Raw genomic sequence first — 25,516 nt, forward strand, 5'->3', positions numbered from 1 at the left:
TAGATTTTGTAAAGCTATCAAAGGCGTTTCATTGGTATTAACAAACATAGAGTTATGTGTAAAGCAACTAGTTTTCTTTTTTACATTCTTACACACATCTAAAACTATGTTTCTATGTGTTAAATCCCTTTTTAACTAATCAACAAAGTTCTTTAATATGATTTCCATAAAAAAAGGTCTGTGAAAAACTTCACAGACCTTTAATATTTTAGTGGTATTGTTGCCTAAGCGACTTGGTGTTATCTTAAGTTAAAACTAGTTTTAGAAACTAATTCGTCATTATCAAAAACATTGATAAAGTAAGCACCTTTAGCAAAATCTTTACCTGGTAAATCTTCGCTCACATTTACTGTTTTATTTTCATATTTAACAGTTGTTTTAAAACTGTAAGTTAAAGTATTATCACCAAAACTTTCTGTTTTCTTTTCGCCTAAAACATTGTTTTTAGAATCGATAACCTGTACATAATAGGTTTTGTCTCCTGATTTAGCAATTTGGTTTTCAGCAATTGTAAAACTAACTTTCAAAACATCAGCACGGCTTGCTTTATCTGTTTCAATTTGTTTTCCTGAGCTTTTTAATTTATAAGCAGCAGTTTTAGTATTCAGAACTGATAATTTAGCTCCTTTTTCAACAGTTTTAGCCAATTCTTCGTTTTGACCAACTAATACTTCATTATACTTTTTAGACTCTCCTAAAACTACAATTGTACTATCTCTTTGAACTGTTAAAGTACCGTTTTGCTTTTTCAATTCATCGTTTTCAGCAACTAAAGTCTTCATTTTACCTTGCATTGCCTGAACTTGTGATCTGTATTTAGATACATCACCTTTCGATTTATTCAAATCATCCATCAAAGCTACTACTTTATCTCTTTCCTGAATCAATTCATCAGACATAGAAGTATTTTCAGCAATTGCAGCATCATAAGTCGCTTTTAACTCTTGCAAATCTTTCATAACAGAATCTTTCTCTGTCATTGTGGTTGTAAGTTCAGTCTTAACTGTATCAGTATCAGACGATAATTTAAAAATATACACTAAGCTACCAATAAGTAGGACTGCTAAAACTGCGATTACCGCTTTTAGACTTGAGTTGTTGTTCTTTGGGTTTTCCATATTTAAAAAAATTTTCTTTAAAACAAATTTAAGAATTAATATAAGGTAATAACGTAAGTTAATACAATTATATTATTTTTGGAAAATAAATTTTTTTCATGGAGAAATTAATCCCTTTTACTATTAATGATTTAGCAAAAGTCACAAATCATCGAAGCGGTGAAATAAAGTTTGGCGAAAAGATGATTATCATTCCTAAAGGAGTTGATAAAATAACCTTTTTAAAAGAAAGTGAAGCTAAATATGTACTGCTGGGAATTCCGGAAGATATTGGTGTGCGCGCAAATTACGGAAGACCCGGTGCAGCATCAGCATGGGAAAGTGCCATAAAAAGTATTGCCAACATTCAGCACAATCGTTTTTCTAAAGGAAGTCAGATTATTGTTTTAGGACAAATTAATGTTTCAGAAGAAATGCGTGATGTCGAAAATCTTGATTTTAATGATATTGATGACCGATCAAAATTAAGTCAGCTTGTTGAAAAAATTGACAAAGAAGTTTCACATATTATTTTTAATATCATAAAAGCAGGCAAAACACCAATTATAATTGGCGGAGGTCATAATAATGCTTATGGAAACATAAAAGGATCGGCTTTAGCCAAAGGAAAACCTATAAATGCCATAAATTTTGATGCCCATTCTGATTTTAGAATTTTGGAAGGCCGCCATAGCGGAAACGGTTTTTCTTATGCTTATGAAGAAGGGTTCCTGAAAAAATACTTCATCTTTGGTTTACACGAGAACTACACGTCTAAAAGTGTTCTGGATATTATCAAAAAATTAGAAGACCGCGTTCGGTACAATACTTACGACAGTGTAAATATTCGTAAAGAAAAAGACTTTGACAGAGAAATGGCTTTGGCTCTGGAATTTATAAAAACAGATTCTTTTGGTATTGAAATTGACCTGGATGCAATTCCAAATATCGCAAGCAGCGCCATGACTATCAGCGGATTTTCAGTCGAAGAATTGCGCCAGTTCGTGTCCTTTTTCGGGCAAAACAGAAATGCTGCCTATTTACACATTTGTGAAGGAGCGCCAGATTTAGCCGATTCTCCTAACAACAATTTAATAGGTAAATTAATTGGTTATTTAGTTACTGATTTTATCAAGGCCAATAATGAAAAAGAATAATTTATCGAAAGTTGAACAGCTGAAAATTAGCTCATTTGCCAAATAAAACAAGAATCAAATAAACGATTGGTCGAATAAACCTATCTTTGCACAGAATTTTAGTAATTAAAACTAAATTCTTAATACCTAAGATATGTTATTCGAAGATTTATCCCTTTCAAAAAGTATACAAAAAGCCGTATTTGAAGAAGGCTACCTAAACCCCACTCCTATTCAGGAACAATCTATTCCGATTGTTTTAGCAGGAAGGGATTTAATTGGTTGTGCCCAGACAGGTACAGGAAAAACTGCTGCATTTGCAATCCCAATCATACATCAATTACACCGAATTGTAGGTTCATCAAAAAAAGCCAAAGTAATTCGTGCCTTAATAGTTACTCCAACACGTGAACTAGCCGTTCAAATTGGACAAAGTTTTGATACTTATGCAAAGTACACCAACTTAACCCAATTGACAATTTTTGGCGGAGTTTCGCAAAACCCACAAGTAGACACGTTGAAAAACGGAGTTGACATTTTAGTAGCAACACCGGGAAGATTACTTGATTTACAAAAACAAGGTTTTCTTGATCTGGATCACTTGCATACTTTAGTTTTAGATGAAGCAGATCAAATGCTGGACATGGGATTTATAAACGATGTAAAAAAGATCGTAAAACTAACTCCTAAAAACCGTCAGACATTATTATTCTCTGCAACAATGCCAATTGCAATTCGCGAATTAGCCGAAATGTTTTTGCAGGATCCTGCAAAGGTCGAAGTTTCTCCGGTTTCATCAACTGCAGAAAACGTTGAGCAACGTGTTTATTTTGTTGAGAAAACAGAAAAAAGAAATTTATTATATCATCTTATAAAAAACGAAGAATTATCAAACGTATTGGTTTTCTCCAGAACCAAACACGGAGCTGATAATGTTGTAAAAGCATTGCGTAAAAAAGATATTCCTGCTGAAGCAATTCACGGTGATAAATCACAAAATGCAAGACAACGTGTTTTAGATGCTTTTAAGAACAAAGAAGTTGGCGTTCTTGTCGCAACAGATATCGCAGCAAGAGGAATAGATATTGATCAGCTGCCATTTGTAATCAATTTTGATTTACCAAATATACCGGAAACCTACGTACACAGAATTGGACGAACAGGTCGCGCAGGAAATGGCGGAATCGCAATTTCATTTTGCAGCAAAGATGAACATCCTTACTGGAAAGACATTCAGAAATTGATAAAAGTAGATGTAAAAACCATTACAGACCATCCTTATCAATGGCATGCAGGAAGTCCTGAAGCAACGGAAGAGAAACCTAAAAACTCAAACCGAAGCGGAGGAGCTCACAAATCAAGAAAATCAAATGCTTCTAAGCAAAACAAAAAACGTTGGTACTAACCAACGTTTTTTGCTTCATGTATTAAGTAACTTATAATTTTAAACAGCTTAACAGGTTCAAAAGGTTTAATGATAATATCATTTATTCCGGATGAAATTGCCTCATCTGTAATTTCGTCTTTATCAAAAGCGGTCAAAGCTACAATTGGTGTTTTTATATCTTTTAGACGAATTCGTTTCGTGGTTTCAAACCCATTCATCAAAGGCATATTGATATCCATTAAAATAAGATCAAAATTTTCTTTTTCGAGAATTTCCAAAGCAGCAAAACCATCATCAACTACTTTACAGATATAATTGTTCTTTTCGATGATTTTTTTTGTTACCAGCTGATTGATCAGATTATCCTCTACAATCAGTATTTTATAAACATCACTTGATGTTAAGTCTACCTCGATCTCAGCTATAATATTTTTGGTTTTTTCAGGATCATGCTCGAAAGGAATTATAAACGAAAAAGAAGTTCCCTCGCCAATATCACTTTTTAAGCTAATGGTACTTCCAAAAAGACCTAACAATCTTTTTACAATACTCAAGCCTAATCCCGTTCCCTGATAATCTTCATCTTTTCTGCCCACCTGAACGAACTTTTCAAAAATTTTACCCTGATCAACAATTGCAATTCCAACGCCATTATCTCTTATAAGAAAATCCAGAAAATATATTTTTTCTTCTATTCTATTTAATTGTACTATAATTTCTACTTCGCCATCTTTAGTAAATTTCAAGGCATTGCTCACTAAATTCATTAAAATCTGTGCTAACCTTAATTTATCTCCAATTAGATATTCTGGTATATGCGGATCGATTGACACTGTAATTTTATTATTATTCTTTTGAGATAAAAAAGAAAGGGAATTTTTGATCATTGTAATTTCATCCGAAATATTAAAAGTCAAGTTTTCCAGCACTACTTTATTTTCTTCAATTTTATTAATTTGAAGAATATCATTTACCAGCGACAACAAATATCTGGCTGAAAATTTCAGTGAACTCAAATGCTGGCTTCTTGACAATTCTTTATGTTCTTCAAGCAGCATATTTGTAATACCTACGACGCCATATAACGGAGTACGCAATTCGTGGCTTATAGTCGAAATAAATTGAGTTTTGAGCAAAGAGGCTTCTTCAGCAATTTCTTTTGCTTTTAAAAGCTCTAAATTATGTTTTTTCTTAAATCTGATGTTTTTGACCAGAGTAATAATCAGAAAAAGAAGAATCAAAGAAATCAGTACAAACAAAATGACAATAATTCTGGATTTTTTCAGACTTTGATATTGGGAGTCTTTTTCATTCTCGATTTTATCTATTTGCCTTTTATATTCGTCTAATTCCAGATTAAATCCGGCAATAGATGCTTTCTTTAGCTTTTCTTCATTGTATAATTCTGCCGTAATTTTATTATATGCAGCCAGGTTTTCGTATGCTTCTTTGTAATTCTTGATTTTGATCAAAAATTTTGAGTATTCTAAATGAGCATAAGAAAGATCTGATTTCTCTTCGTTATTTTTCCTTGTCTTTATCGCTTTCAAAAAAAATGCATTTGCTGATTCATTATCATTCAGATAATCGGAATACATTCCGTTCAGCATATTCACAATAATTTCGGTCGATTCATCACCATATTTTTCGACATTATTGCCAACAAATTTCAGATAAGGATATCCCTCTTTAAATTTACCAATATCAAAATAAGCCCACGCTATATTTACGTTTGTAAAATAAACCTGGCTCATATCATTAATTTTTAAACTATAAGCTATAGACTTTTTATAATAATTGATTCCTTTATTAAATTGTTTTTTTTCGAAACAATAAATATTCCCCAGGTTATTATGAAGGCTGTATTTAATAGAATCATTTTGTGTTTTATTAGCATAATATACTCCTTTATTGTAAAAGAAAATAGCTTTATCAAACTCTGATAATTCACTATAATTACCGGCAATAATCTTGTATGATTTTGCTATTAGATAATCATTCTTTGAAGCTGTAGCGTAATTGAGGGCTATTCGTGAAGTAATTAATGATTTTTCGAAATTAGAATCCTTATAATCATTCCAGGCTTGTTTAACAAGTTTTGCAATTTTATCTTCAGGCATAGAATCTGACTGCGCAATTGCCGAATTGTCAAAACAATTCAGGAATAAAAAGAGCGATAAAAAAATCCGTATTTGGGGCATAAATAGGCTAATTTTATCAAATATACACTTAAAAATAAAAAAAAGCTGTATTTCATATAAAAATACAGCTTTTCTTTATTTATTTAAATTTTACTAAATATTCCGGGGTTTTTCTAACGAAAAAATAAGATATATTTAGTCTATAGAATTCTCTCCTAAGTCTTTATCATCTTCCCATTTTCCAACAACAGATGTCGCCAATGCATTTCCTAAAACGTTAGTAGCACTTCTGAACATATCACAAAAGTGGTCAATAGGCAGGATTAATGCAATACCTTCTACAGGAATCTTAAACATTCCGCAAGTAGCCGCAACAATAACCAAACTTGCTCTTGGCACACCTGCAATACCTTTACTGGTAAGCATTAAAACCAAAAGCATGGCCATTTGTGTTCCTAAATCTAAATGAACGCCATAAAACTGAGCAATAAAAATACTGGCAAAAGTCATGTACATCATACTTCCGTCAAGGTTAAACGAGTAACCCAATGGCAGCATAAATGCTACAATTTTGTCCTTAACACCAAAATCTTCTAATTCTTCTGTTAATTTAGGAAAAACTGCTTCACTGCTTGTGGTTCCAAAAGCGATTGCCAATGGCCCAACAATACGTTTTAATAACTCCGTCATTCTTCCTTTAAGGAAAATATAACCCACCGCAATCAAAACTACCCATAACGTACTGATCCCGACTAAAAATGATCCGAAAAACTTAAAATAGGTAATTATTAATTCTTCGGCATCTCTAATGGCAAATACTCCTGCAATAGCCCCAAAAACTCCAATTGGAGCAAAGTTCATTACATAGTTTACCATTTTTAAAACAATATGCGAAGCTTTATCAAAAGCATTTATAATTGGTTTTACTGTAGTTCCTAATGAAGCTGCCGCTAAACCAAAAAAGATAGAAAAAATTACAATTTGTAAAATTTCATTGGTTGCCATTGCTTCAAATATACTTTTAGGAACAATATGTTCTACAAAATTTTCAACAGATAATATTTTTGTTTTTGCCGTAACCTCAGATGCAGCAGCCATATCGACATGATCTAATTTTAAACCTACTCCTGGTTGTAAAATATTCACATAAAACAATCCTATTAATAATGATATAAACGAAGCTGTAAAAAACCATCCAAGAGCTTTTCCTCCAACTCTTCCAACTGTTTTTATATCTCCTAATTTTGCAATTCCAACTACTAAAGTGGTAAATACTAAAGGAGCAATAATCATTTGCACTAATCTGATAAAGATCGTGGCAAGCATTTTTATTTTATTACTGAACGATAATGCTGCCTCCTCTGAAATTGAATTATGAATAATAATTCCAAGAGTTGCACCAAGCACCATTGCAATTATAATTTGCCCTGTTAACCCTTTAAGAAATGATTTTTTTTTAGTTTCTGTAACTTGCATTAATTTGTTTTTTTAGATTAAAATACTAAGACCCTCACTGTCTTAACTTTTATTAATATGTTTTGTTGATCAAATAAAAATCAGCCAAAACAATTGCTGCCATCGCCTCAACAATAGGCACAGCACGAGGAACCACACACGGATCATGACGACCTTTTCCGGTCATTGGTGTAATATTCCCTTTATTATCTAACGAATCCTGGGTTTGCATAATAGTCGCAACAGGTTTAAAAGCAACTCTGAAATAAATATCCATTCCGTTGCTTATTCCTCCCTGGATTCCTCCTGAAAGATTTGTTTTCGTAGTTCCGTCAGGATTGTATAAATCATTGTGTTCGCTTCCTTTCATTTCAGAACCTGAAAATCCGCTGCCATATTCAAAACCTTTTACTGCATTTATAGAAAGCATTGCTTTACCTAATTCAGCATGTAATTTATCAAAAACTGGTTCGCCTAAACCAACCGGAACATTCTGGATCACACATGAAACAATACCTCCAACAGTATCTCCCTGCTTACGGATATCACGAATATATTCTTCCATAATCGCAGCTGATTTTTCATCAGGGCAACGAACAGGATTACTTTCTATTTTAGAAAAATCCAAATCCTGATATGGTGTATCTAAATGAATTGGTCCAACAGATGAAACATAAGCATTAATTTTAATTTCAGGTAACATTTGCTTTGCAATTGCACCGGCAACTACTCTGCTGGCAGTTTCTCTCGCTGAGCTTCTTCCGCCACCACGATAATCACGAAAACCATATTTCTGGTCGTATACATAATCAGCATGACTTGGTCTGTAATTATCTTTTATATGCGAGTAATCATCAGATTTTTGATTGGTGTTCGGGATAATAAAACCTATTGGGGTTCCGGTAGTTTTACCTTCAAAAATTCCGGATAAAAACTGAACTGCATCCGGTTCTTTACGTTGTGTTACAATTGCTGACTGTCCTGGTTTTCTGCGGGACATTTCAAGTTCAATTGCTTCTAAATCAAGTTCAATTCCTGATGGACAACCATCTATAATTCCGCCTAAAGCTTCACCATGAGATTCTCCAAATGTTGTTACTTTATATAGGGTGCCGTAGCTATTTCCTGCCATTGTAATTTGTTTTGAGCAAATGTAAGTTTTATGAATTAAATTAAAAAATTTAAAATTAGTATTATTAACTAAAGGTTAAGCAGTTTAAAAATCACAATTTATTAAAATTGTACCCAAATTGATAACCTTTTGATAAAATATATCTTACCAAAGTTTCTTTTATTTGTTAAACTTCAAAAAAAGAAAAATTGAAAAAACGAAATGTCGAACTGGTTATTCTTTCAGATGTCCATTTAGGAACTTACGGAAGTCACGCGAAAGAACTAAACAACTACTTATCAAGCATTAAACCCAAAACACTCGTTTTAAACGGAGATATAATTGATGCCTGGCAATTTCGCAAATCATACTTTCCAAAAGCACATTTAAGAGTGATTCAACGCATTATTGGGATGGCTTCAAAAGGTACAAAAGTGTATTATATTACTGGAAACCATGATGAAATTCTTAGAAAGTTCAGCGATATGAACATGGGAAATTTTTCTTTAGTCGATAAATTAGTTTTAGAACTGGACAATAAAAAAGCCTGGATTTTTCACGGAGACGTTTTTGATGCTTCGGTACAACATTCAAAATGGATCGCAAAACTGGGCGGTTTAGGCTATGATTATCTAATTCTGACGAATCGTTTCGCAAATTGGTGTTTGGCAAAATTAGGACGTGAACCGTACTCTTTTTCTAAAAAAATAAAAGCAAGCGTAAAAAAAGCAGTGAAATTTATCTCTGATTTTGAAACTACAGCTACAGATTTAGCAATCGAAAAAAATTACGATTATGTAATATGCGGACATATTCATGAACCAAAAATTATTACTAAAGAAAACAAACACGGTTCTACCTTGTATTTAAATTCCGGCGACTGGGTCGAAAATCTTACAGCATTAGAATACCATAAAAAACGATGGAAATTATATTCATACGCTGAAAGCAATTTCACCGAAGAAGAAAATCTTTTTGAAATGGAAGATATTTTAAGCTCTCAATTAATTTCGTCTATTATTCTTAAAAAATAACTTCTCAATAGGCCAGGCCTTGATTTATTAAGAAAAAACAGGTCTTTAAAATGGTATTAGTTAGTTTCAAAATGTGAATTATATAACAATTTTCAATAATAATATACGTTTGAAAATTACACGTCACAGTACATTTGAAAAAATTAATAACCATTTTTATGAAGAAGATTATTTTATCAGCCATTATGCTATTAGGATTAGCGTTTACGGCTCAATCACAAGAAATTTCTAAAAACGCTTTAGGATTGCGTTTAGGAGACAATAACGGATTTGGAGGAGAAGTATCATATCAACTAGGATTAAACCAAAAAAACAGACTTGAATTTGATTTAGGCTGGAGAAACAGCAGCGATGTAGACGCTATAAAAGGTGTTGCTCTTTACCAATGGGTTTGGAACATCGACGGAGGTTTTAACTGGTATGCTGGTGTTGGTGGTGGTATTGCTGCCTGGGATCATGATTACTATTCAAACAATTTTAAATACAACGACAGCGGAACTTATGTGTTTGCAGCTGGAGACATCGGTATAGAATACAGATTTAGCGAAGCGCCAATTACATTATCATTAGATGCAAGACCGGAAATTGGTTCTGGGTATTATGATGATGACAATTTTGGATTTGACGTTGGTTTAGGCGTTAAATTTAGATTCTAAATAAAAATAAAAAATAATTGTAAAAGAAAACCTGTCGTTTAACTGCGACAGGTTTTTTTTGTTTTTATTACTATAACTACTTAATAATAATTTCTTTTTTAGAATGTATTTTTACAACTGTATAAGGATACGTGATAACCTGCATCACCATAGCATCAGGAGCAGGATTTATTTCTTTAACCGTGATGATAATATTCTTGTCTGTTTCTTCTACTTTTTCAACCCCAATAGAATAACCTCCAGTATTTTTCTCACCCATGTTTAAAATAACATAATTAGAATTACTAATATCATCATGTTTCATTTTAGATGCCAAAAGCGGATCGTTTTCTAACATTTTGATTTCATTAGGTTCTGTCAAAATCTCAAAAAATTTAATATTTCCACCTCCATCAGATTGTTCCGTCAAGACTTCATACAAAACTTTAGAACCTGAATCTGATGTTTTTTTTGCTCCACAAGAAATCAAAACAAAAACTAATAAAACCGAAATTACTTTTTTCATTTACGCGTATTTTTAAATTATGTCTTACTCTTTATAATCGTCTATTGCTTTTTGATACAAAGCTTCGTACTTAGGCAATATATTTTGAATATCAAATTTCTTCGCCACCTCTAAAGCATTAGCTTTAAATTCGCTCAGGGTTTTATCATCTTTCAAAATTCTAATTGCATTTGCAGCCATTTCTTCAACATTTCCAACATTACTCAAATATCCTGAAATACCATCAAAATTAACTTCCGGTAAACCTCCTGAATTACTCGAAATTACAGGAACCCCACAAGCCATTGCTTCTAAAGCTGCCAAACCAAAACTTTCAGTTTCTGATGGCAGTAAAAACAAATCCGTAAGACATAAAATTTTATCAATTTCATTACTATTTCCAAAGAAAATTACTTTGTCATAGATTCCTAATTCCATGCATAAAGCTTCCGCCTTTTCTTTTTCAGGACCATCACCCACCATCATTAATTTTGCAGGCATTTCTTTCTGGATATTATAGAAAATCTTGATAATATCCGGAATACGTTTTACCTTTCTAAAGTTACTGATATGCGTTATGATACGCTCATTTTCCTTCGCCATCACATATCGGTGACAAGGCTGTTGCGGATCTTTTCTCATCTTATCCAATTCGATAAAATTCGGAATCACCTTAATTTTATTCTTAATCTTGAATAATTTCAAAGTATCATCTTTCAAACTCTGCGAAACTGAGGTTACATAATCAGATTTGTTGATACTAAAAGTCACTGCCGGTTTATAAAACGGATGATTTCCAACCAGCGTAATATCAGTTCCGTGAAGTGTTGTAATCATCGGAAGATTAATTCCTTCATTCTTTAGCATTTGCTTTGCCATATACCCCGCATAAGCGTGAGGAATAGCATAATGCACATGAAGAACTTCTATTTTATACAACTTAACCATATCGACCAGTTTGCTTGACAAAGCCAATTCATAAGGCTGATAATGAAAAAGAGGATATTCAGGAACGTTTACTTCGTGATAATGAACATTAGGATTTAAAAGTGCCAATCTAACTGGCTGACTATAAGTAATAAAGTGGATTTCGTGTCCGCGTCTGGCTAATTCAAGGCCTAGTTCTGTTGCAACTACACCACTACCACCAAATGTTGGATAACAAACTATTGCTATTTTCATGTATTAAATTTAATACTACGAAAGTACTCAAAAATAGCGTTATTCGAAGATTTCGATTGTTAGATTTTTGTGAATATTAGATTTATCACAGTATTAGATTGTTAGGCCTTTATATCACTATTCTCGTTTTTATCCTCAGCAAATTCACAAGGCTTTGCGTTATAATTTTTATTTGCAGCAGAAAAATTTCATTCAAAAAACCACTTGTCCCGCTGTACGTTATATCTTTTCCTTGCTAAAGAAGCAAGAAAAAGGATACCACTTCCATCGGGGCTAGAATAGCTGTTTTTCGTTTTTTGAAGAACTTTTCTTAACAGCTTTGTCAAAGATTGTACACGAAACCCAATCAGCTTTGTCTCAAACTTCGGGCAATCTCCTTAAGCTAAGTATTAAATAATAAAAAAATGCTCCAGCGGAGCTGAATATTTATAGCACAATTTATTTCATACACAAAAAGCTCCGGAGGAGTGGCATATTTTTCAACAATATATGTCGCTCCTCTGGAGCTTGAAATAATCGTTACATAATTGCTATAAATATTCAGCTCCGATAGAGCTTTCGCAGCAAATAAAAATTCGAAAATAACTAGTATTCAATCAAAATCTCTTAACTAATACAAACCCGACAGGTTTTTAAAACCTGTCGGGTTTAACTAAGATTGCGCATGAAACCCAATCGGTTTTGTCTCAAACTCCGGGCAATGTCCTAAAGTTAAGTATTAAATAATAAAAAAATGCTCCAGCAGAGCTGAATATTTATAGCACAATTTATTTCATACACAAAAAGCTCCGGAGGAGCGGCATATTTTTAAACAATAGATGTTGCTCCTCCGGAGCTTGAAATAATGGTTACATAATTGCTATAAATATTCAGCTCCGATGGAGCTTTCGCAGCAAATAAAATGCATAAAAAACTCGTATTAAATCAAAAATCTCTTAACTAATACAAACCCGACAGGTTTTTAAAACCTGTCGGGTTTAACTAAGATTGTGCATGAAACCCAATCGGTTTTGTCTCAAACTTCGGGCAATGTCCTTAAGCTAAGGATTAAATAATAAAAAAATGCTCCAGCGGAGCTGAATATTTATAGCACAATTTATTTCATACACAAAAAGCTCCGGAGGAGCGGCATATTTTTAAACAATATATGTCCCTCCTCCGGAGCTTGCAATAATGATTACATAATTGCTATAAATATTCAGCTCCGATGGAGTTTTCGCAGCAAATAAAAATTCAAAAACAACTAGTATTCAATCAAAAATCTCTTAACCAATACAAACCCGACAGGTTTTTAAAACCTGTCGGGTTTAACTAGTAAATGTGATATTTCTTAAAACAAAAAAAAGGCACAAAACTAAGTTTCATGCCTTTTTAAATATATTATAGTTTCTCTTAGAAAAATCTGCTATGCCAGCTATCGGCAGCAGGAACTTCCCAGGATTCATTGTATTCTTCGATATTGTTTACCAAATTATTAAAGACAATCGTATTCTCAGAAACCGATTTATCTTTCACCATTTTCTTGAAATCGATTAATGGTTTATGTGCAATATGTTCACCAAGTTTAAAAGTAACGTTCATTTTATCTAACAAATCAACATTATATTTTTTCTCTAAACTCTGGATAAATTCCACTGAACTATCAATAGAACAACCAGTCGCAGCTTGCACATCCTGATTTACAGCCAAAATAATAAATCGGTTGTATTTTAGTTCATATGAAGCTTCTAAACTTGTTCCATGTGCTGCCCAACCTTCAACAAAAGCTTTCAGGTCAGTTTCTATTTCAGAAAATTCTTCCTCAGAAAATTTTCTGTTTGATTGATAAATCCAAATTTTGGATTCACCCGGTAAATCTTCAAAAGGTATATACATTTTTAATTTTTTCTTTTAGTATTTTTTGTTTCAGGTTTCAAGTTGAAAAAACTTAGAACCTTAACATCTCAAAACCTTATTTACAAATCCTGTGCATTAGCAATTAACTCTGCTATATCCATCACTTTTACTTGTCCTTCTTTTTCCTGATGTTTAATACCATCCGTTAGCATAGTATTGCAAAACGGACAACCCGCAGCAATAATATCAGGCTGAACTGCTAAAGCATCTTCTGTACGCAATACGTTTACTTCTTTGTTTCCCGGTTCAGCATCTTTAAACATTTGTGCCCCTCCCGCTCCGCAACATAAACCATTTGCTTTAGAACGTTTCATTTCGACTAATTCTACATCAAGTTTTTCGATTAAATCCCTTGGTGCTTCATAAATCTTATTGGCTCTTCCTAAATAACAAGGATCGTGAAAAGTAATTTTCTTTCCTTTAAACTGACCACCTTCAACAGTAAGTCTTCCGTCATCTATTAAGGACTTCAAAAACTCTGTATGATGAATTACATCATATTGACCACCCAATTCAGGATATTCGTTTTTTAAAGTATTAAAACAATGCGGACAAGCCGTAACGATTTTTTTAGCTTCATAAGCATTCAAAACCTCGATATTCATCATGGCCTGCATCTGAAACAAAAATTCATTTCCGGCACGTTTTGCAGGATCTCCAGTACAACTCTCCTCAGTACCAAGAACCGCAAAAGAAACATTCGTACGATTTAAGATTCGCACAAATGCCTTTGTAATTTTCTTTGCTCTATCATCAAAACTTCCTGCACAACCTACCCAAAACAAAACTTCTGGTTGTTTTCCTTCGGCCAGCATTTCTGCCATTGTTGGTACTACTAAACTTTCTGACATCTTCTTTTGTTGTTAAATCGGTTAATTGTTAATTTGGTTAATCGCTCTCTTGAAATAACCATTTCACTAACATTAACACTGAAATTTATTTTATGAATTGATTAAATGGTTAAATAAATAACTACTTAAACTATTTTAGTTCTCGTTTTTCCAATTCAGTCTATCCTGCTGATTGTATTGCCAAGGCGCACCATTATTTTCAATATTTGTCATCATAGCATTCAATGACATTGGCGCAGCACTTTGTTCCATTACTAAATAACGACGCATATCCATAATAATAGATAATGGACTAATATTTACCGGACATTCTTCTACACAGGCGTTACATGATGTACATGCCCATAATTCTTCCGGAGTAATATAATCGTTTAGTAATGTTTTATTATCCGGAACAAAAACGCCTTTATTGACATCAATATTTTTTCCTACTTCCTGCAAACGATCTCTTGTGTCCATCATAATTTTACGAGGAGACAATTTTTTACCCGTTTGATTTGCCGGACATGATGATGTACAACGTCCACATTCTGTACAAGTATAAGCGTTTAACAACTGAACCCAGTTTAAATCCTGAACATCACTAGCTCCAAATTTACTTGGTGCAGCATTTTCGTCTACCGGAGCAGCCGCAAAAGGATCTGCATTTGGATCCATCATTAGCTTTACCTCTTTTGTAACTGATTCAAGGTTATCAAACTGTCCTTCCGGATTTAAGTTTGCAAAATAAGTATTTGGGAAAGCCAATAAAATATGTAAGTGTTTTGAGAAGTATAAATAGTTCATGAAAACAAGAATACCTGCAATATGCAACCACCAGAATACTTCAGACAACAACATTACCAATTCATTAGACATTCCGTTAAAGATTGGTGCAATAAACTGACTTACAGGAAAACTTCCTGCTTTATGAAAATGCGAGAATCCTCCCGGAACATTTTGCAAATGCAAATCAGATGCATTCATCAATAAAAACAATGTCATTAATACCATCTCAAAATACAAGATGTAATTGGCATCACTTTTAGGAAATCCTTTTAAATCAGGATTAATAAAACGCTTTAAACGAATAATATTTCTTCTGATCCAGAATACGGATACAGCAACCAGAACTAAAAGCGCCAATATTTCAAAAGAACCTATCAGTACATCATAAGCAGTTCCCAGAAAAGCAAAAACCCTGTGTGTACCAAATAAACCATCAATGATGATTTCGAGTAATTCTATATTAATGATTATAAAACCCAGGTAAACAACGATATGCAACACTCCAGCTACAGGACGTTTTACCATCTTAGATTGCCCAAGAGCAATCATTGCCATGTTTTTCCAACGTGCTTTAGAATTATCTTTTCGATTTACATCTACTCCCAAATTAATGTTTCGGATTATTTTTTTTACGCTCGTTGCAAAAAAACCGAAACCAACTATAAGAAGGATAGCGAATAAAATATTATCTAAATAACTCATTCTAATTAATTTTTAGTAGTTGAATTTGCATCTTCTGTTGGTGCTACATATGGCTTGTTTTTCTTTCCAAAAAGAGAAACATTTACATAACGTGTTGGATATAAACGAACATCCTGCAATAATAATTCTAACTCTTTTGAAGTTTTAGACAAATTATTATACAAAGCATCATCGTTTAATAATTTTCCTGCAGTACCTTTTCCTGAATTTAAGTTACTCATTATACCATCTACTTTAGCTAAAGTCTGGTTTAGATTTCTAACTGTTTTTCCTAAATCGGCTTTGTTTAAGGAATCAGATATTTTATTGAAGTTGTTTGACATTTTATTAAAGTTTGTCACCACTCCGTTAATCTGACCTTTGTTTGTATCTAAAATTGAGTTTAAACTTCCTGAAGCTCTATGAAATTGCTCCATAGTCTGGCTCAATTCTGCCAATGATTTTTTTAGATTTTCCTGTCCTTGTTTGTCCAAAACATTATTTAACCCTGCAACCAGAGTATTAATATTAAGAAGCATTAAATCTAATTTTTGCTGAATAGGCTCAATTTTACCTCCCAGAGATTCCGTTAATCCTAATTCTACTGCAGATTCTAAAGTCTGTCCTTCAACAGCCGGATCTTTATCTGCCAGATTAGGTAAAATCTTAATTTGTTTTCCTCCAATTAAGCTTGGTGAATACAAAGCAGCTTTACTTGTTTTTGAAATAGGAAAATCTGTTTTTAATTGAAGTTCAACTAATAGTTTACCTGTTATTTCGTTAATTGTAATTTTACTTACTTTACCAATTGAGAGTCCATTTATGGTAACGGGTGCTGATGCTGACAAATCCTCAACATTATCATATTCAACATATAATGTCTTGTAATTTGTAAAAAGGTCTTTGCCTTTTAAAAAACTGTAGCCCCAAATAAATAATAAGATTGACGCGATGACTAAAATAGCCGTTTTAATTTCTCTTGTTAGTTTCAAAATTCTTAGTGTTTGTACAAAATTAATATAAATATTCGAACTTGTGGCTATTATTTAATGGCGTCCTGAATACTGATCTTTTCTCCGTCTTTGTTTGCAATTAAAAAAGCGGCTCCATATCCTTTATCCTTAGCTTCTTCCAAATATTTTTTAGCAGTTTCATAATTTGAAGTTTCCTGATAGAAATATTTGTAAATGTTGTTTTCATACAACATTGTTACATTTTTCAAACCTTTAAAGTTTTTAGGTTCCAGCGGCGTTTTTTTAATACTGGCAATAAGCTGTACTTTAAAGAAAATTCCTTTTGGAGCATTCTTCGCAGCTGCAGCACTTTCTACAACCTTTGTTTTAGTTGGTGTCGAAGTATCTTTTGCAGGTCTTGCTTCTATCATTTCGGTATTACCTGACCCAAAATATTCTCTTTTATAACTTAAAATAGCTTCTGCAATCGCTTTTGCAATATCATCCTGTCCTTCTTCTGAATTTAAAATATTGCCTTCTGTTGGATTAGAAACAAAGCCGGTTTCTACTAAAACTCTTGGCATATACGCTTTATGAAGTACCATAAAAGGTGCTTGCTTTACGCCTCCTTGTCTTAGTTTTTTTCCTAGTTTTTCAAAATTATCTTCAATTTTACTCGCTAATGATATACTGTTATCCTGATATTCTTCCTGCATTAGGGTCAATCCGATCATAGATTCAGGAGAGTTAGGATCATAACCTTCATATTTACGTTTATAATCTTTCTCTAAGGTAATAACGGAGTTCTCTTTTTTTGCAGCCTCAAGATTCGATGCCAATTTACTTAAACCCATTACATAAGTCTCTGTTCCATCTGCAGCTGTATTTTTATTGGCATTACAGTGAATAGAAACGAAAATATTTGAATTTGCCCTGTTCGCAATATTGGCTCTTTCGACCAAATCGATAAAAACATCTGTTTTACGCGTATAAATTACATTTACGTTTGGACTGGCTTCTAATATTTTCCCGACTTTTAAAACAATAGCCAAAGCAATATTTTTTTCAATCCGCCCGCTATAAACAGCTCCAAAGTCATGATCACCATGTCCCGCATCAAGTGTTACCTTAAAAACATTTGATTGGCTATAGGCAGAAAAAGACAATATCGTTAGAAAAAAAGTAAATATTACTTTAATTGTGTTAAATCTATTCATAAATGTAAAAGTTAATTTTAATAAAACGTAACAGCTATAATTTTTACAATTGATTATTTTTGACAAAAAATTATATGTAAGTTTGACATGTCAAAAAACAAGCCATAATTTTACAAAAATAGCATTTAAACCTTTGCATACAAACTTATTTAATATCGTTTTATTATCATTTTTCCTAACATTAGGATGTGGTAATTTATATTCGCAAGAGATAAAAAACAAAAAAAAGCCATTATCAACTGTAAAACAATCAGATAAGCCTGAAATTACAGTAAAAGACACTATAAAACTTGATACTGTTAGGGCAAAAAAGACTTTTCTTGATGCTCCAACAAAATACAAAGCCAAAGATTACGCAAAGTACGACAAGAAAACAAATACGCTAACTTTATATAATGAAGCGGAATTATACTATAAAGATGTTGAGCTAAAATCAGGTATTATTGTACTTAATACTGAAAAAGATGAAGTTTATGCAGGAAGAATTAAAGATTCTGCGGGCGTTTTAGTACAATATCCTAACTTTAAACAAGGCGCCAGCGAAGTTCAGCCTGATTCTATTCGTTTTAATTTTAAAACTAAAAAGGCATTAATTTATAATTCGAGAACTGAACAAGGAGAATTTAAAATTAAAGCTGCAGTTACTAAAAAAGAGAACGATTCGGTTTATTTCTTAAAAGGGGCGCGCTTTACGACTTCACAAGACATCGATAATCCTGAATATTATTTCCAGACTAATAAAGTAAAGTTTATTCCGGGTAAAAAAGTAATTACCGGTTTAACTAATATGGTAATTGCTGATGTTCCTACTCCACTGGCTTTACCTTTTGCTTATTTCCCTATGAGTCAGGAAAAAAGTGTTTCGGGTATTATTATACCAAGTTATAACGATTCTAATACCAGAGGTTTCTCCTTGCAGAACATGGGGTATTATTTTGCTTTAAGCGAAAATTATGATCTGACCGTTTTAGGAGATTACTATACAAATGGTAGTTACGCCATGCGTTTTGAATCAGCTTATGCAGAACGCTATAAATACAGAGGAAATATTAATGTACGTTTTGAAAATCTGATCAATAGTGAGCGTGGTTATCCTGATTACAGCAAACAAAGCATTTACAATATCCAGTGGTCTCATGCAAAAGACACAAAATCGAATCCAAATTCAAGTTTTTCTGCCTCTGTAAATATGGGTAGTAGTAAATACTTTAAAAGATCTATTAATCAGGCAAACGTAGGATCAAATTTAAATAACACATTAAATTCATCGATCTCTTACAACAAAACCTTTAATACCATACCACAAGCACGTTTTTCATTGACTGCGACACATTCACAAAATACACAAACAGAACAAATTCAGATGACTTTACCGGCTTTACAGGCCAGTGTTGATCGTGTATATCCTTTTGTTGGAAAAGATGGTGTTAAAAAAGGACTTATCAAAAACATCAATTTACAATATAACCTGAGTGGTAAAAACAATTTTAACACAACAGATTCCTTGTTTTTCAAGCCACAGATGTTTAGAGATGCACAAATAGGTATGCAGCACAGTATTCCTATCAGCACCAATTTTAAAGTATTTAAATATTTCAGTGCCGGAGCATCTACAAATTATCAGGAAACCTGGGTTACCAAAACTATAGATAAAAATTACGATTACGATCAAAGTAAAGTGATCGATAAAACGGTAAATGGTTTTGACGCTTACAGAACGTATAATTTCAGCACAAATTTAGGAACTACGATTTACGGTACATTTAATTTTGGAAGTGACAAAAAAATCCAATCAATTCGTCACGTCATGAGACCAACCGTAACTTACTCTTACACACCAAGTTTCGATCAATATTACAACAATTATACCGTTGACGCTACCGGAAGAATCTCTACTTATTCGAGATTTGATGGCGGTATTTTTGGAGCTCCTGGAAAAAGCAATTCAAACATTGTATCTTTTGCTTTAAGCAATACTTTTGAAGCTAAAGTAAGGGACAGTGACAGCACAAAAACAGAGCCTAAAAAAATAATGCTGTTAAACAACTTAAACTTCAGTACAAGTTATAATTTTAATGCTGACGGAAAAGAAAGTTTAGCCTGGCAGCCAGTACTTGTAAGTGGTGGAACTCAGCTTTTTGACAATAAAATGAATGTCAATTTTGGTGCTACGTTAGATCCATATGCTATCGACAATGGCGGAGCCAGAATAAACACTTACAATATTGATAATGGCGGAAGTTTGTTTAGAATGACCAGCGCTAACGTTACATTGAATTATTCGTTCTCAAACAAAGGAACCGGAAAAGAGGAAAATAAGCAAAGTGAACGGAATGGTGGTCGTAAAGATGATTTATTCGGAACAAATACGGACTTAAATGACAGCAGAAATAGTCAATTTGCGAATGAAAAAGATGATGATAAAGATGTTATAACCGAATTTTTTAATTCTAAAATTCCGTGGGATATGACAATGGCTTATTCATTAACGTATTCAAATGTCAATCGTGAAAACAAAATTACCGGTAATTCTATCATGATTTCAGCCAATATGGATATTACTCCTAAATGGAAAGGTGGAGTTTCAACCGGTTACGATTTTGTTCAAAAAGGGGTTACTTTTACCCAATTTCGTTTCGAAAGGGATTTATTAAGCTGGAGAATGGCTTTTAACTGGACTCCACTGGGTGTAAACTCAAACTGGAATTTCTTTATCGGAATTAAATCCGGAATGCTTAGTGACATCAAATGGAACAAACGAAGCACTTCTAACCGATAACATTATCATTCAAAACATATGTTGGTTATCGTGAAATTAGGCTTAAACATTTAATCTTAATTTCATAATACCTGATTAAACTATAATTCTTCAATTTAGTATCTTAATAACTATTACTATGAAAAAGATCATTTTTACAGAGAAAGCACCAGCTCCAATCGGGCCTTATAATCAAGCTGTATTATCAGGAAATACACTTTATGCTTCTGGTCAGATTGCAATAAACCCGGCTTCAGGAGAACTTATTACAGAAAACATTAATGATGAAACAAAGCAGGTAATGGAAAACATTGCAGCAATTTTAGACGCTGCAGGTATGACTTTTGAAAACGTAGTTAAAGCTACTATCTTCATCATGGATATGAATAATTTTGCCGCAATAAACACTATTTACGGTTCTTATTTTAATGAAAAAACAGCTCCGGCACGTGAAACGGTGCAAGTTGCATGTTTACCAAAAAACGTAAATGTAGAAATTTCTATAATTGCTGTACAATAGCATTCAATACTAATTGTGCCGTTGCTTCGTTAGTCGCCAGCGGCACATTATGAACATCACAAATCCTGAGCAGCATATTCACATCAACTTCATGAGCATGACTTGCCAAAGGATCTTTAAAGAAAAAGACCGTATTAATACTGCCTTCTGCTACTTTTGAAGCAATCTGAGCATCACCTCCCATACTGCAAGGCAACATTTTTTTTACTTTAAATCCTGATTTTTCTGCATTCCTGCCTAATAATCCTGTGGCAATAAGTTTTACTCTTTCATTTTTCAGTGTGATACCGTTTTTTATAAGAAACTGGATCATATCTGCTTTTTTATTATCATGTGCAATAATTGCAATTATATGTTTTTTCATAATTTTAACAATAAATTTATTACCGAAATTACATTAAAAAAACAAGCTTATAGAAATTAAAACAATGAATATCAAATATTTAACAGATGCAAAAATTAAAAAACCAATGAGAACAACAGAATAGCTAAGATTTAAACAAAAAAAAACCGCTCAATAAATGAAACGGTTTTTTGAATATTAGTTATATAAGTAATTTTCTATAATTGCAGTGCGATGGCATTAAGCAATAACTGAGCAGAAGCTTCGTTTGTTGCCAGGGGAACATTATGTACATCACAAACACGAATAAGCATGTTAATATCGACTTCATGAGCGTGACTTGCAAGCGGATCTTTAAAAAAGAAAACCATTTGTGTTTTGCCTTCGGCTACACGGGCAGCAATCTGGGCATCACCTCCCATTGGTCCTGAAAGCTTTCTTTTTACCTTAAATCCAGCATTTATAGCTTTACTTCCGGTTGTTCCTGTTGCGATCAATTTAATGTTTTCCTGAAGAAGAAGGGTTTTGTTTTTGTTTAAAAACTGAACCATATCTGCTTTTTTTCCATCGTGAGCTATAATAGCAATTTCCATATGTTACTTTTATTATTGATTAGCAACGTGATAAGCTATCAATCCGTCAATAGGTCTTCTTAAAACATTACCCAATTGAAGTTCATACTTATCAAATGTCTCTTGTAATTCGTCTTTCAGGTAAAAAGCAATCGAACCTACAAAATGAACCGGAATTTCTTTACAGTTATCATACTGTTTGATGTAGTTTTTTACAAAAGATTTCATTCCTTTAAAAATGATTTTTCTGCAAAACTCAGTATCCTTATGTTTGATTAGGAACTTTGCAAAAGTCGCTAAATAAGCATTTGGATTTGGCTCTTTGTATAATTTGTTTTTAATAAAATCAGGATCTAAATCATATTCTTTTTCAAATTCTACTGCCAGTTCTTTTGGCATTTTATTGAAATAATATTTTCTGATTAATTCTTTTCCAAAAACATTTCCGCTACAATCATCCATAGCAATATAGCCTAATGACTGAACTTTTTGATGCAATAATTTTCCATCAAAATAACTACAGTTAGAACCTGTTCCTAAAATACTTACGATTGCTTCTTCTCCTTTTGGAGTTGTTGCATAAACCGCTGCATAGGTATCTTCATGAACTTCTACTATAGCGTTGCTAAAATATTCCTGAAATATTTGAGAAAGTGATGTTTGCATTCTCTCCGTTCCACAACCTGCTCCGTAAAAGAACAAATGAGTGGCATTTTTTTTATTTTGCAGAATATCAAAACGGTCATTTAATCTTGAAATAATTTCAGGACCGTCAAGAATTTCAGGATTTAATCCTAAAGTTTGTGTGGTGAATAATACTTTTCCATTATCATCAATTGCAATCCAATCGGCTTTAGTAGATCCACTATCAACTATTAATTTCATTTTATTTAGTTTTTGGATTAGTTTTCTTTAACTAAATAAAAAGTGTGTTTTTTACATTAATTAAAGGCATAACAAAATAAGAAAATCCCGTTACTTTGAAATAACGGGATTTTGCAAAAATATATAATATTATTTTAAACCTGCGATATGTACAGATAAATCAATCAATTTACTAGAGTATCCGTACTCATTATCGTACCAAGATACAAATTTAAAGAAAGTTGAATTTAAACCAATTCCTGCAGTTGCATCAACGATTGAAGTTCTTTTATCAGAAATAAAATCCTGAGATACAACAGCATCTTCAGTATATCCTAAGATACCTTTTAAGTCCGTTTCAGAAGCTTTTTTCAATACAGCAAGGATTTCTTCGTAAGTAGTTTCTTTTGCTACTTTTACAGTTAAATCTACTACAGAAACGTCAGCAGTAGGAACACGGAAAGACATTCCTGTTAATTTTCCATTCAAAGAAGGAATTACTTTTCCAACAGCTTTTGCAGCTCCGGTAGAAGAAGGAATAATGTTAATGCTTGCAGCACGTCCACCTCTCCAGTCTTTTCTTGAAGGACCATCAGCAGTCATTTGAGTTGAAGTTGTTGCGTGAACTGTTGTCATTAAAGCTTCAACAATTTCGAAGTTATCGTGAATAACTTTAGCTAAAGGAGCTAAACAGTTTGTAGTACATGAAGCATTAGAAACAACTAAATCAGAAGCTTTTGCAGTTTCATGGTTTACTCCCATTACAAACATTGGAGCATCTGCAGAAGGAGCAGAAATAATTACTTTTTTAGCACCACCTTTAATGTGCTCATTTGCAGTTTCGATAGTTGTGAATATACCAGTACATTCAGCTACTACATCAACATCAACTTCATTCCATTTTAAGTCAGCAGGGTTTCTTTCTGCAGTAATACGGATGTTTCTTCCGTTTACAAAAAGTTTTCCTTCTTTAACTTCTACAGTTCCGTCGAAACGACCGTGAACTGAATCATATTTTAATAAATAAGCTAAGTGATCAACATCTAACAAATCGTTGATTGCTACCACTTCTACATTATCTCTATTGAAAGACTCTCTAAAAACGATTCTTCCGATACGTCCAAATCCGTTTATTCCTAATTTTACTTTTGACATTTTACTTAATTTTTGCTTTTGTTTTTATTACACTAATTTAAAGTCTAATTTCCTCACAATAAACTTCTTTCCTTTTTAAACTTTTATTTTATGTTGACATGATATCAGATACTCTCAAAAGCTCTCTATCTATCTCAGATTTACCTTTAATTGCCTGTTCAAGAGGTGTTAAAGCAACTTTATCTGCTTGCAGACCCACCATGTAATTTGATTTACCTTCGATTAGTGATTCTACTGCCTTTACACCTAAACGGCTTGCTAAAACACGATCAAAACAAGATGGTGAACCACCACGCTGCATGTGTCCTAATACGGATACCCTTACATCGTACTCAGGCAAATTAGCTTCAACGTAATCTTTTAATTCGAATACGTTTTTACCAATTTTATCCCCTTCGGCAATAACAACTATACTTGATGATTTTCCTGAAGCTTTACTTTTTTGAAGAGAGTCCAGTAATCTGTCCAGACCTAAATCTTCTTCAGGAATAAGAATTTCTTCTGCACCTGCACCAATTCCGGCATTAAGAGCAATATGTCCGGCATCTCTACCCATAACCTCTACAAAAAACAGACGATTATGTGAACTGGCAGTATCTCTAATTTTATCAATACAATCTACTACTGTATTCAAAGCAGTATCATACCCTAAAGTATGGCTGGTGCCAAAAATATCATTATCGATTGTACCGGGAATTCCCATTACAGGAAAACCGTATTCTGAATTGAATATTAATCCTCCGGTAAAACTTCCGTCACCACCTATTACAACCAGAGCATCAACTCCTGCTTTTAATAGATTTTCGTGGGCTTTTTTTCTACCTTCCGGTGTTCTAAACTCAACTGAACGAGCAGATTTTAAGATCGTTCCGCCTTTGTTTACAATATTATTTACGCTTCGGGGTCCCATTTCTTTGAAATCTCCTTCGATCATTCCCTGATACCCTCTATAAATTCCTATGCATTCTATATTATGATAAGCACATGTTCGAACAACTGATCGTATTGCGGCATTCATTCCTGGTGAGTCTCCTCCCGATGTAAGAACACCAACTTTTTTTATTGTTTTTGGCATTATTTAAGTATTAAAGTGTAAAATTAGCAAACATTCACCACTTTTCGGGTTATGTTTATAATAAATTAATAAAATATGTTAAATTCAAACGTTTTCGTTAATAAGTTTTTCGATAGTAAAAAATTCATTTAAAATAATAAAAGCCACTTATTTTAATTAAATCTTTAAAATTAACAATAC

Annotated in this window: 22 protein-coding genes; 6 read left to right on the forward strand and 16 right to left on the reverse strand. The window is 32.9% G+C overall.

Annotated features, from left to right (window positions below; genetic code table 11):
* Nucleotides 1–239: 239 nt before the first annotated feature.
* On the reverse strand, nt 240–1,118 hold the full coding sequence (locus BXU01_RS08635) for a hypothetical protein (protein ID WP_055096505.1): 879 nt from the start codon (nt 1,116–1,118) through the stop codon (nt 240–242).
* Between the two features lie 98 nt (nt 1,119–1,216).
* Between BXU01_RS08635 and BXU01_RS08640 the strand changes: the two genes are divergently transcribed.
* Together BXU01_RS08640 and BXU01_RS08645 are read left to right on the forward strand one after the other, a co-directional pair.
* On the forward strand, nt 1,217–2,254 hold the full coding sequence (locus tag BXU01_RS08640) for a formimidoylglutamase (protein ID WP_083692809.1): 1,038 nt from the start codon (nt 1,217–1,219) through the stop codon (nt 2,252–2,254).
* Between the two features lie 133 nt (nt 2,255–2,387).
* Nucleotides 2,388–3,638 carry a DEAD/DEAH box helicase gene (locus BXU01_RS08645; RefSeq protein ID WP_083692810.1) on the forward strand — a complete coding sequence of 417 codons (1,251 nt, stop codon included), beginning with the start codon at nt 2,388–2,390 and terminating at the stop codon, nt 3,636–3,638.
* On the opposite strand, the gene BXU01_RS08650 is transcribed toward BXU01_RS08645, so the two are convergent.
* From BXU01_RS08650 to aroC, 3 genes are all read right to left on the reverse strand, one after another.
* Nucleotides 3,635–5,821, reverse strand: coding sequence for a response regulator (locus BXU01_RS08650; RefSeq protein ID WP_083692811.1), 2,187 nt, complete (start codon nt 5,819–5,821; stop codon nt 3,635–3,637). The genes BXU01_RS08645 and BXU01_RS08650 overlap by 4 nt on opposite strands.
* A gap of 135 nt (nt 5,822–5,956) precedes the next feature.
* Nucleotides 5,957–7,237 carry a dicarboxylate/amino acid:cation symporter gene (locus BXU01_RS08655; protein ID WP_083692812.1) on the reverse strand — a complete coding sequence of 427 codons (1,281 nt, stop codon included), beginning with the start codon at nt 7,235–7,237 and terminating at the stop codon, nt 5,957–5,959.
* 52 nt (nt 7,238–7,289) lie between these two features.
* The gene (gene aroC, locus BXU01_RS08660; protein WP_055096496.1) at nt 7,290–8,348 is read right to left on the reverse strand and encodes a chorismate synthase; all 1,059 of its coding nucleotides are present in this window, start codon (nt 8,346–8,348) and stop codon (nt 7,290–7,292) included.
* A gap of 188 nt (nt 8,349–8,536) precedes the next feature.
* Here aroC and BXU01_RS08665 point away from each other — a divergent pair, with 188 nt between their 5' ends.
* The gene (locus BXU01_RS08665; protein ID WP_083692813.1) at nt 8,537–9,361 is read left to right on the forward strand and encodes a UDP-2,3-diacylglucosamine diphosphatase; all 825 of its coding nucleotides are present in this window, start codon (nt 8,537–8,539) and stop codon (nt 9,359–9,361) included.
* Nucleotides 9,362–9,519: 158 nt separating this feature from the next.
* Nucleotides 9,520–10,017 carry a hypothetical protein gene (locus tag BXU01_RS08670; RefSeq protein WP_083692814.1) on the forward strand — a complete coding sequence of 166 codons (498 nt, stop codon included), beginning with the start codon at nt 9,520–9,522 and terminating at the stop codon, nt 10,015–10,017.
* A 76-nt stretch (nt 10,018–10,093) separates the two neighbouring features.
* On the opposite strand, the gene BXU01_RS08675 is transcribed toward BXU01_RS08670, so the two are convergent.
* From BXU01_RS08675 to BXU01_RS08705, 7 genes are all read right to left on the reverse strand, one after another.
* Entirely contained in the window at nt 10,094–10,522 is a 429-nt protein-coding gene (locus BXU01_RS08675) for a protease complex subunit PrcB family protein (protein WP_083692815.1), read from the reverse strand.
* 24 nt (nt 10,523–10,546) lie between these two features.
* Entirely contained in the window at nt 10,547–11,683 is a 1,137-nt protein-coding gene (gene bshA, locus BXU01_RS08680) for an N-acetyl-alpha-D-glucosaminyl L-malate synthase BshA (protein ID WP_083692816.1), read from the reverse strand.
* 1,392 nt (nt 11,684–13,075) lie between these two features.
* Nucleotides 13,076–13,558 carry an ABC transporter ATPase gene (locus BXU01_RS08685; protein WP_083692817.1) on the reverse strand — a complete coding sequence of 161 codons (483 nt, stop codon included), beginning with the start codon at nt 13,556–13,558 and terminating at the stop codon, nt 13,076–13,078.
* 80 nt (nt 13,559–13,638) lie between these two features.
* Nucleotides 13,639–14,430, reverse strand: coding sequence for a (Fe-S)-binding protein (locus BXU01_RS08690; RefSeq protein ID WP_083692818.1), 792 nt, complete (start codon nt 14,428–14,430; stop codon nt 13,639–13,641).
* Nucleotides 14,431–14,565: 135 nt separating this feature from the next.
* The gene (locus BXU01_RS08695; protein WP_083692819.1) at nt 14,566–15,900 is read right to left on the reverse strand and encodes a (Fe-S)-binding protein; all 1,335 of its coding nucleotides are present in this window, start codon (nt 15,898–15,900) and stop codon (nt 14,566–14,568) included.
* Between the two features lie 5 nt (nt 15,901–15,905).
* Nucleotides 15,906–16,871 (reverse strand): MlaD family protein, encoded by a 966-nt coding sequence (locus BXU01_RS08700; protein WP_083692820.1) that lies wholly within the window; start codon nt 16,869–16,871, stop codon nt 15,906–15,908.
* Between the two features lie 50 nt (nt 16,872–16,921).
* Nucleotides 16,922–18,049: an N-acetylmuramoyl-L-alanine amidase gene (locus BXU01_RS08705; RefSeq protein WP_083693275.1), complete on the reverse strand. Its 1,128-nt coding sequence runs from the start codon at nt 18,047–18,049 to the stop codon at nt 16,922–16,924.
* An 82-nt stretch (nt 18,050–18,131) separates the two neighbouring features.
* On the opposite strand from BXU01_RS08705, the gene BXU01_RS08710 reads away from it, so the two are divergent.
* Both BXU01_RS08710 and BXU01_RS08715 read left to right on the forward strand, forming a co-directional pair.
* Nucleotides 18,132–20,828, forward strand: coding sequence for a putative LPS assembly protein LptD (locus BXU01_RS08710; RefSeq protein WP_369819541.1), 2,697 nt, complete (start codon nt 18,132–18,134; stop codon nt 20,826–20,828).
* A 118-nt stretch (nt 20,829–20,946) separates the two neighbouring features.
* The gene (locus BXU01_RS08715; RefSeq protein WP_083692822.1) at nt 20,947–21,327 is read left to right on the forward strand and encodes a RidA family protein; all 381 of its coding nucleotides are present in this window, start codon (nt 20,947–20,949) and stop codon (nt 21,325–21,327) included.
* Here BXU01_RS08715 and BXU01_RS08720 read toward each other — a convergent pair.
* From BXU01_RS08720 to pfkA, 5 genes are all read right to left on the reverse strand, one after another.
* Complete coding sequence (locus tag BXU01_RS08720) at nt 21,308–21,691, reverse strand: methylglyoxal synthase (protein WP_083692823.1); 384 nt, start codon at nt 21,689–21,691, stop codon at nt 21,308–21,310. The two genes, BXU01_RS08715 and BXU01_RS08720, sit on opposite strands and share 20 nt — an antisense overlap.
* 197 nt (nt 21,692–21,888) lie before the next feature.
* Complete coding sequence (locus tag BXU01_RS08725) at nt 21,889–22,263, reverse strand: methylglyoxal synthase (protein ID WP_055096474.1); 375 nt, start codon at nt 22,261–22,263, stop codon at nt 21,889–21,891.
* Nucleotides 22,264–22,275: 12 nt separating this feature from the next.
* On the reverse strand, nt 22,276–23,127 hold the full coding sequence (locus tag BXU01_RS08730; RefSeq protein WP_055096472.1) for an N-acetylglucosamine kinase: 852 nt from the start codon (nt 23,125–23,127) through the stop codon (nt 22,276–22,278).
* 129 nt (nt 23,128–23,256) lie between these two features.
* The gene (gene gap / locus BXU01_RS08735; RefSeq protein ID WP_055096468.1) at nt 23,257–24,261 is read right to left on the reverse strand and encodes a type I glyceraldehyde-3-phosphate dehydrogenase; all 1,005 of its coding nucleotides are present in this window, start codon (nt 24,259–24,261) and stop codon (nt 23,257–23,259) included.
* Nucleotides 24,262–24,349: 88 nt separating this feature from the next.
* On the reverse strand, nt 24,350–25,336 hold the full coding sequence (gene pfkA, locus BXU01_RS08740) for a 6-phosphofructokinase (protein WP_055096466.1): 987 nt from the start codon (nt 25,334–25,336) through the stop codon (nt 24,350–24,352).
* Nucleotides 25,337–25,516 lie beyond the last annotated feature (180 nt).

Origin of the sequence: [Flexibacter] sp. ATCC 35103, from assembly GCF_001975985.1 — a bacterium.
Lineage (GTDB): Bacteria > Bacteroidota > Bacteroidia > Flavobacteriales > Flavobacteriaceae > Flavobacterium.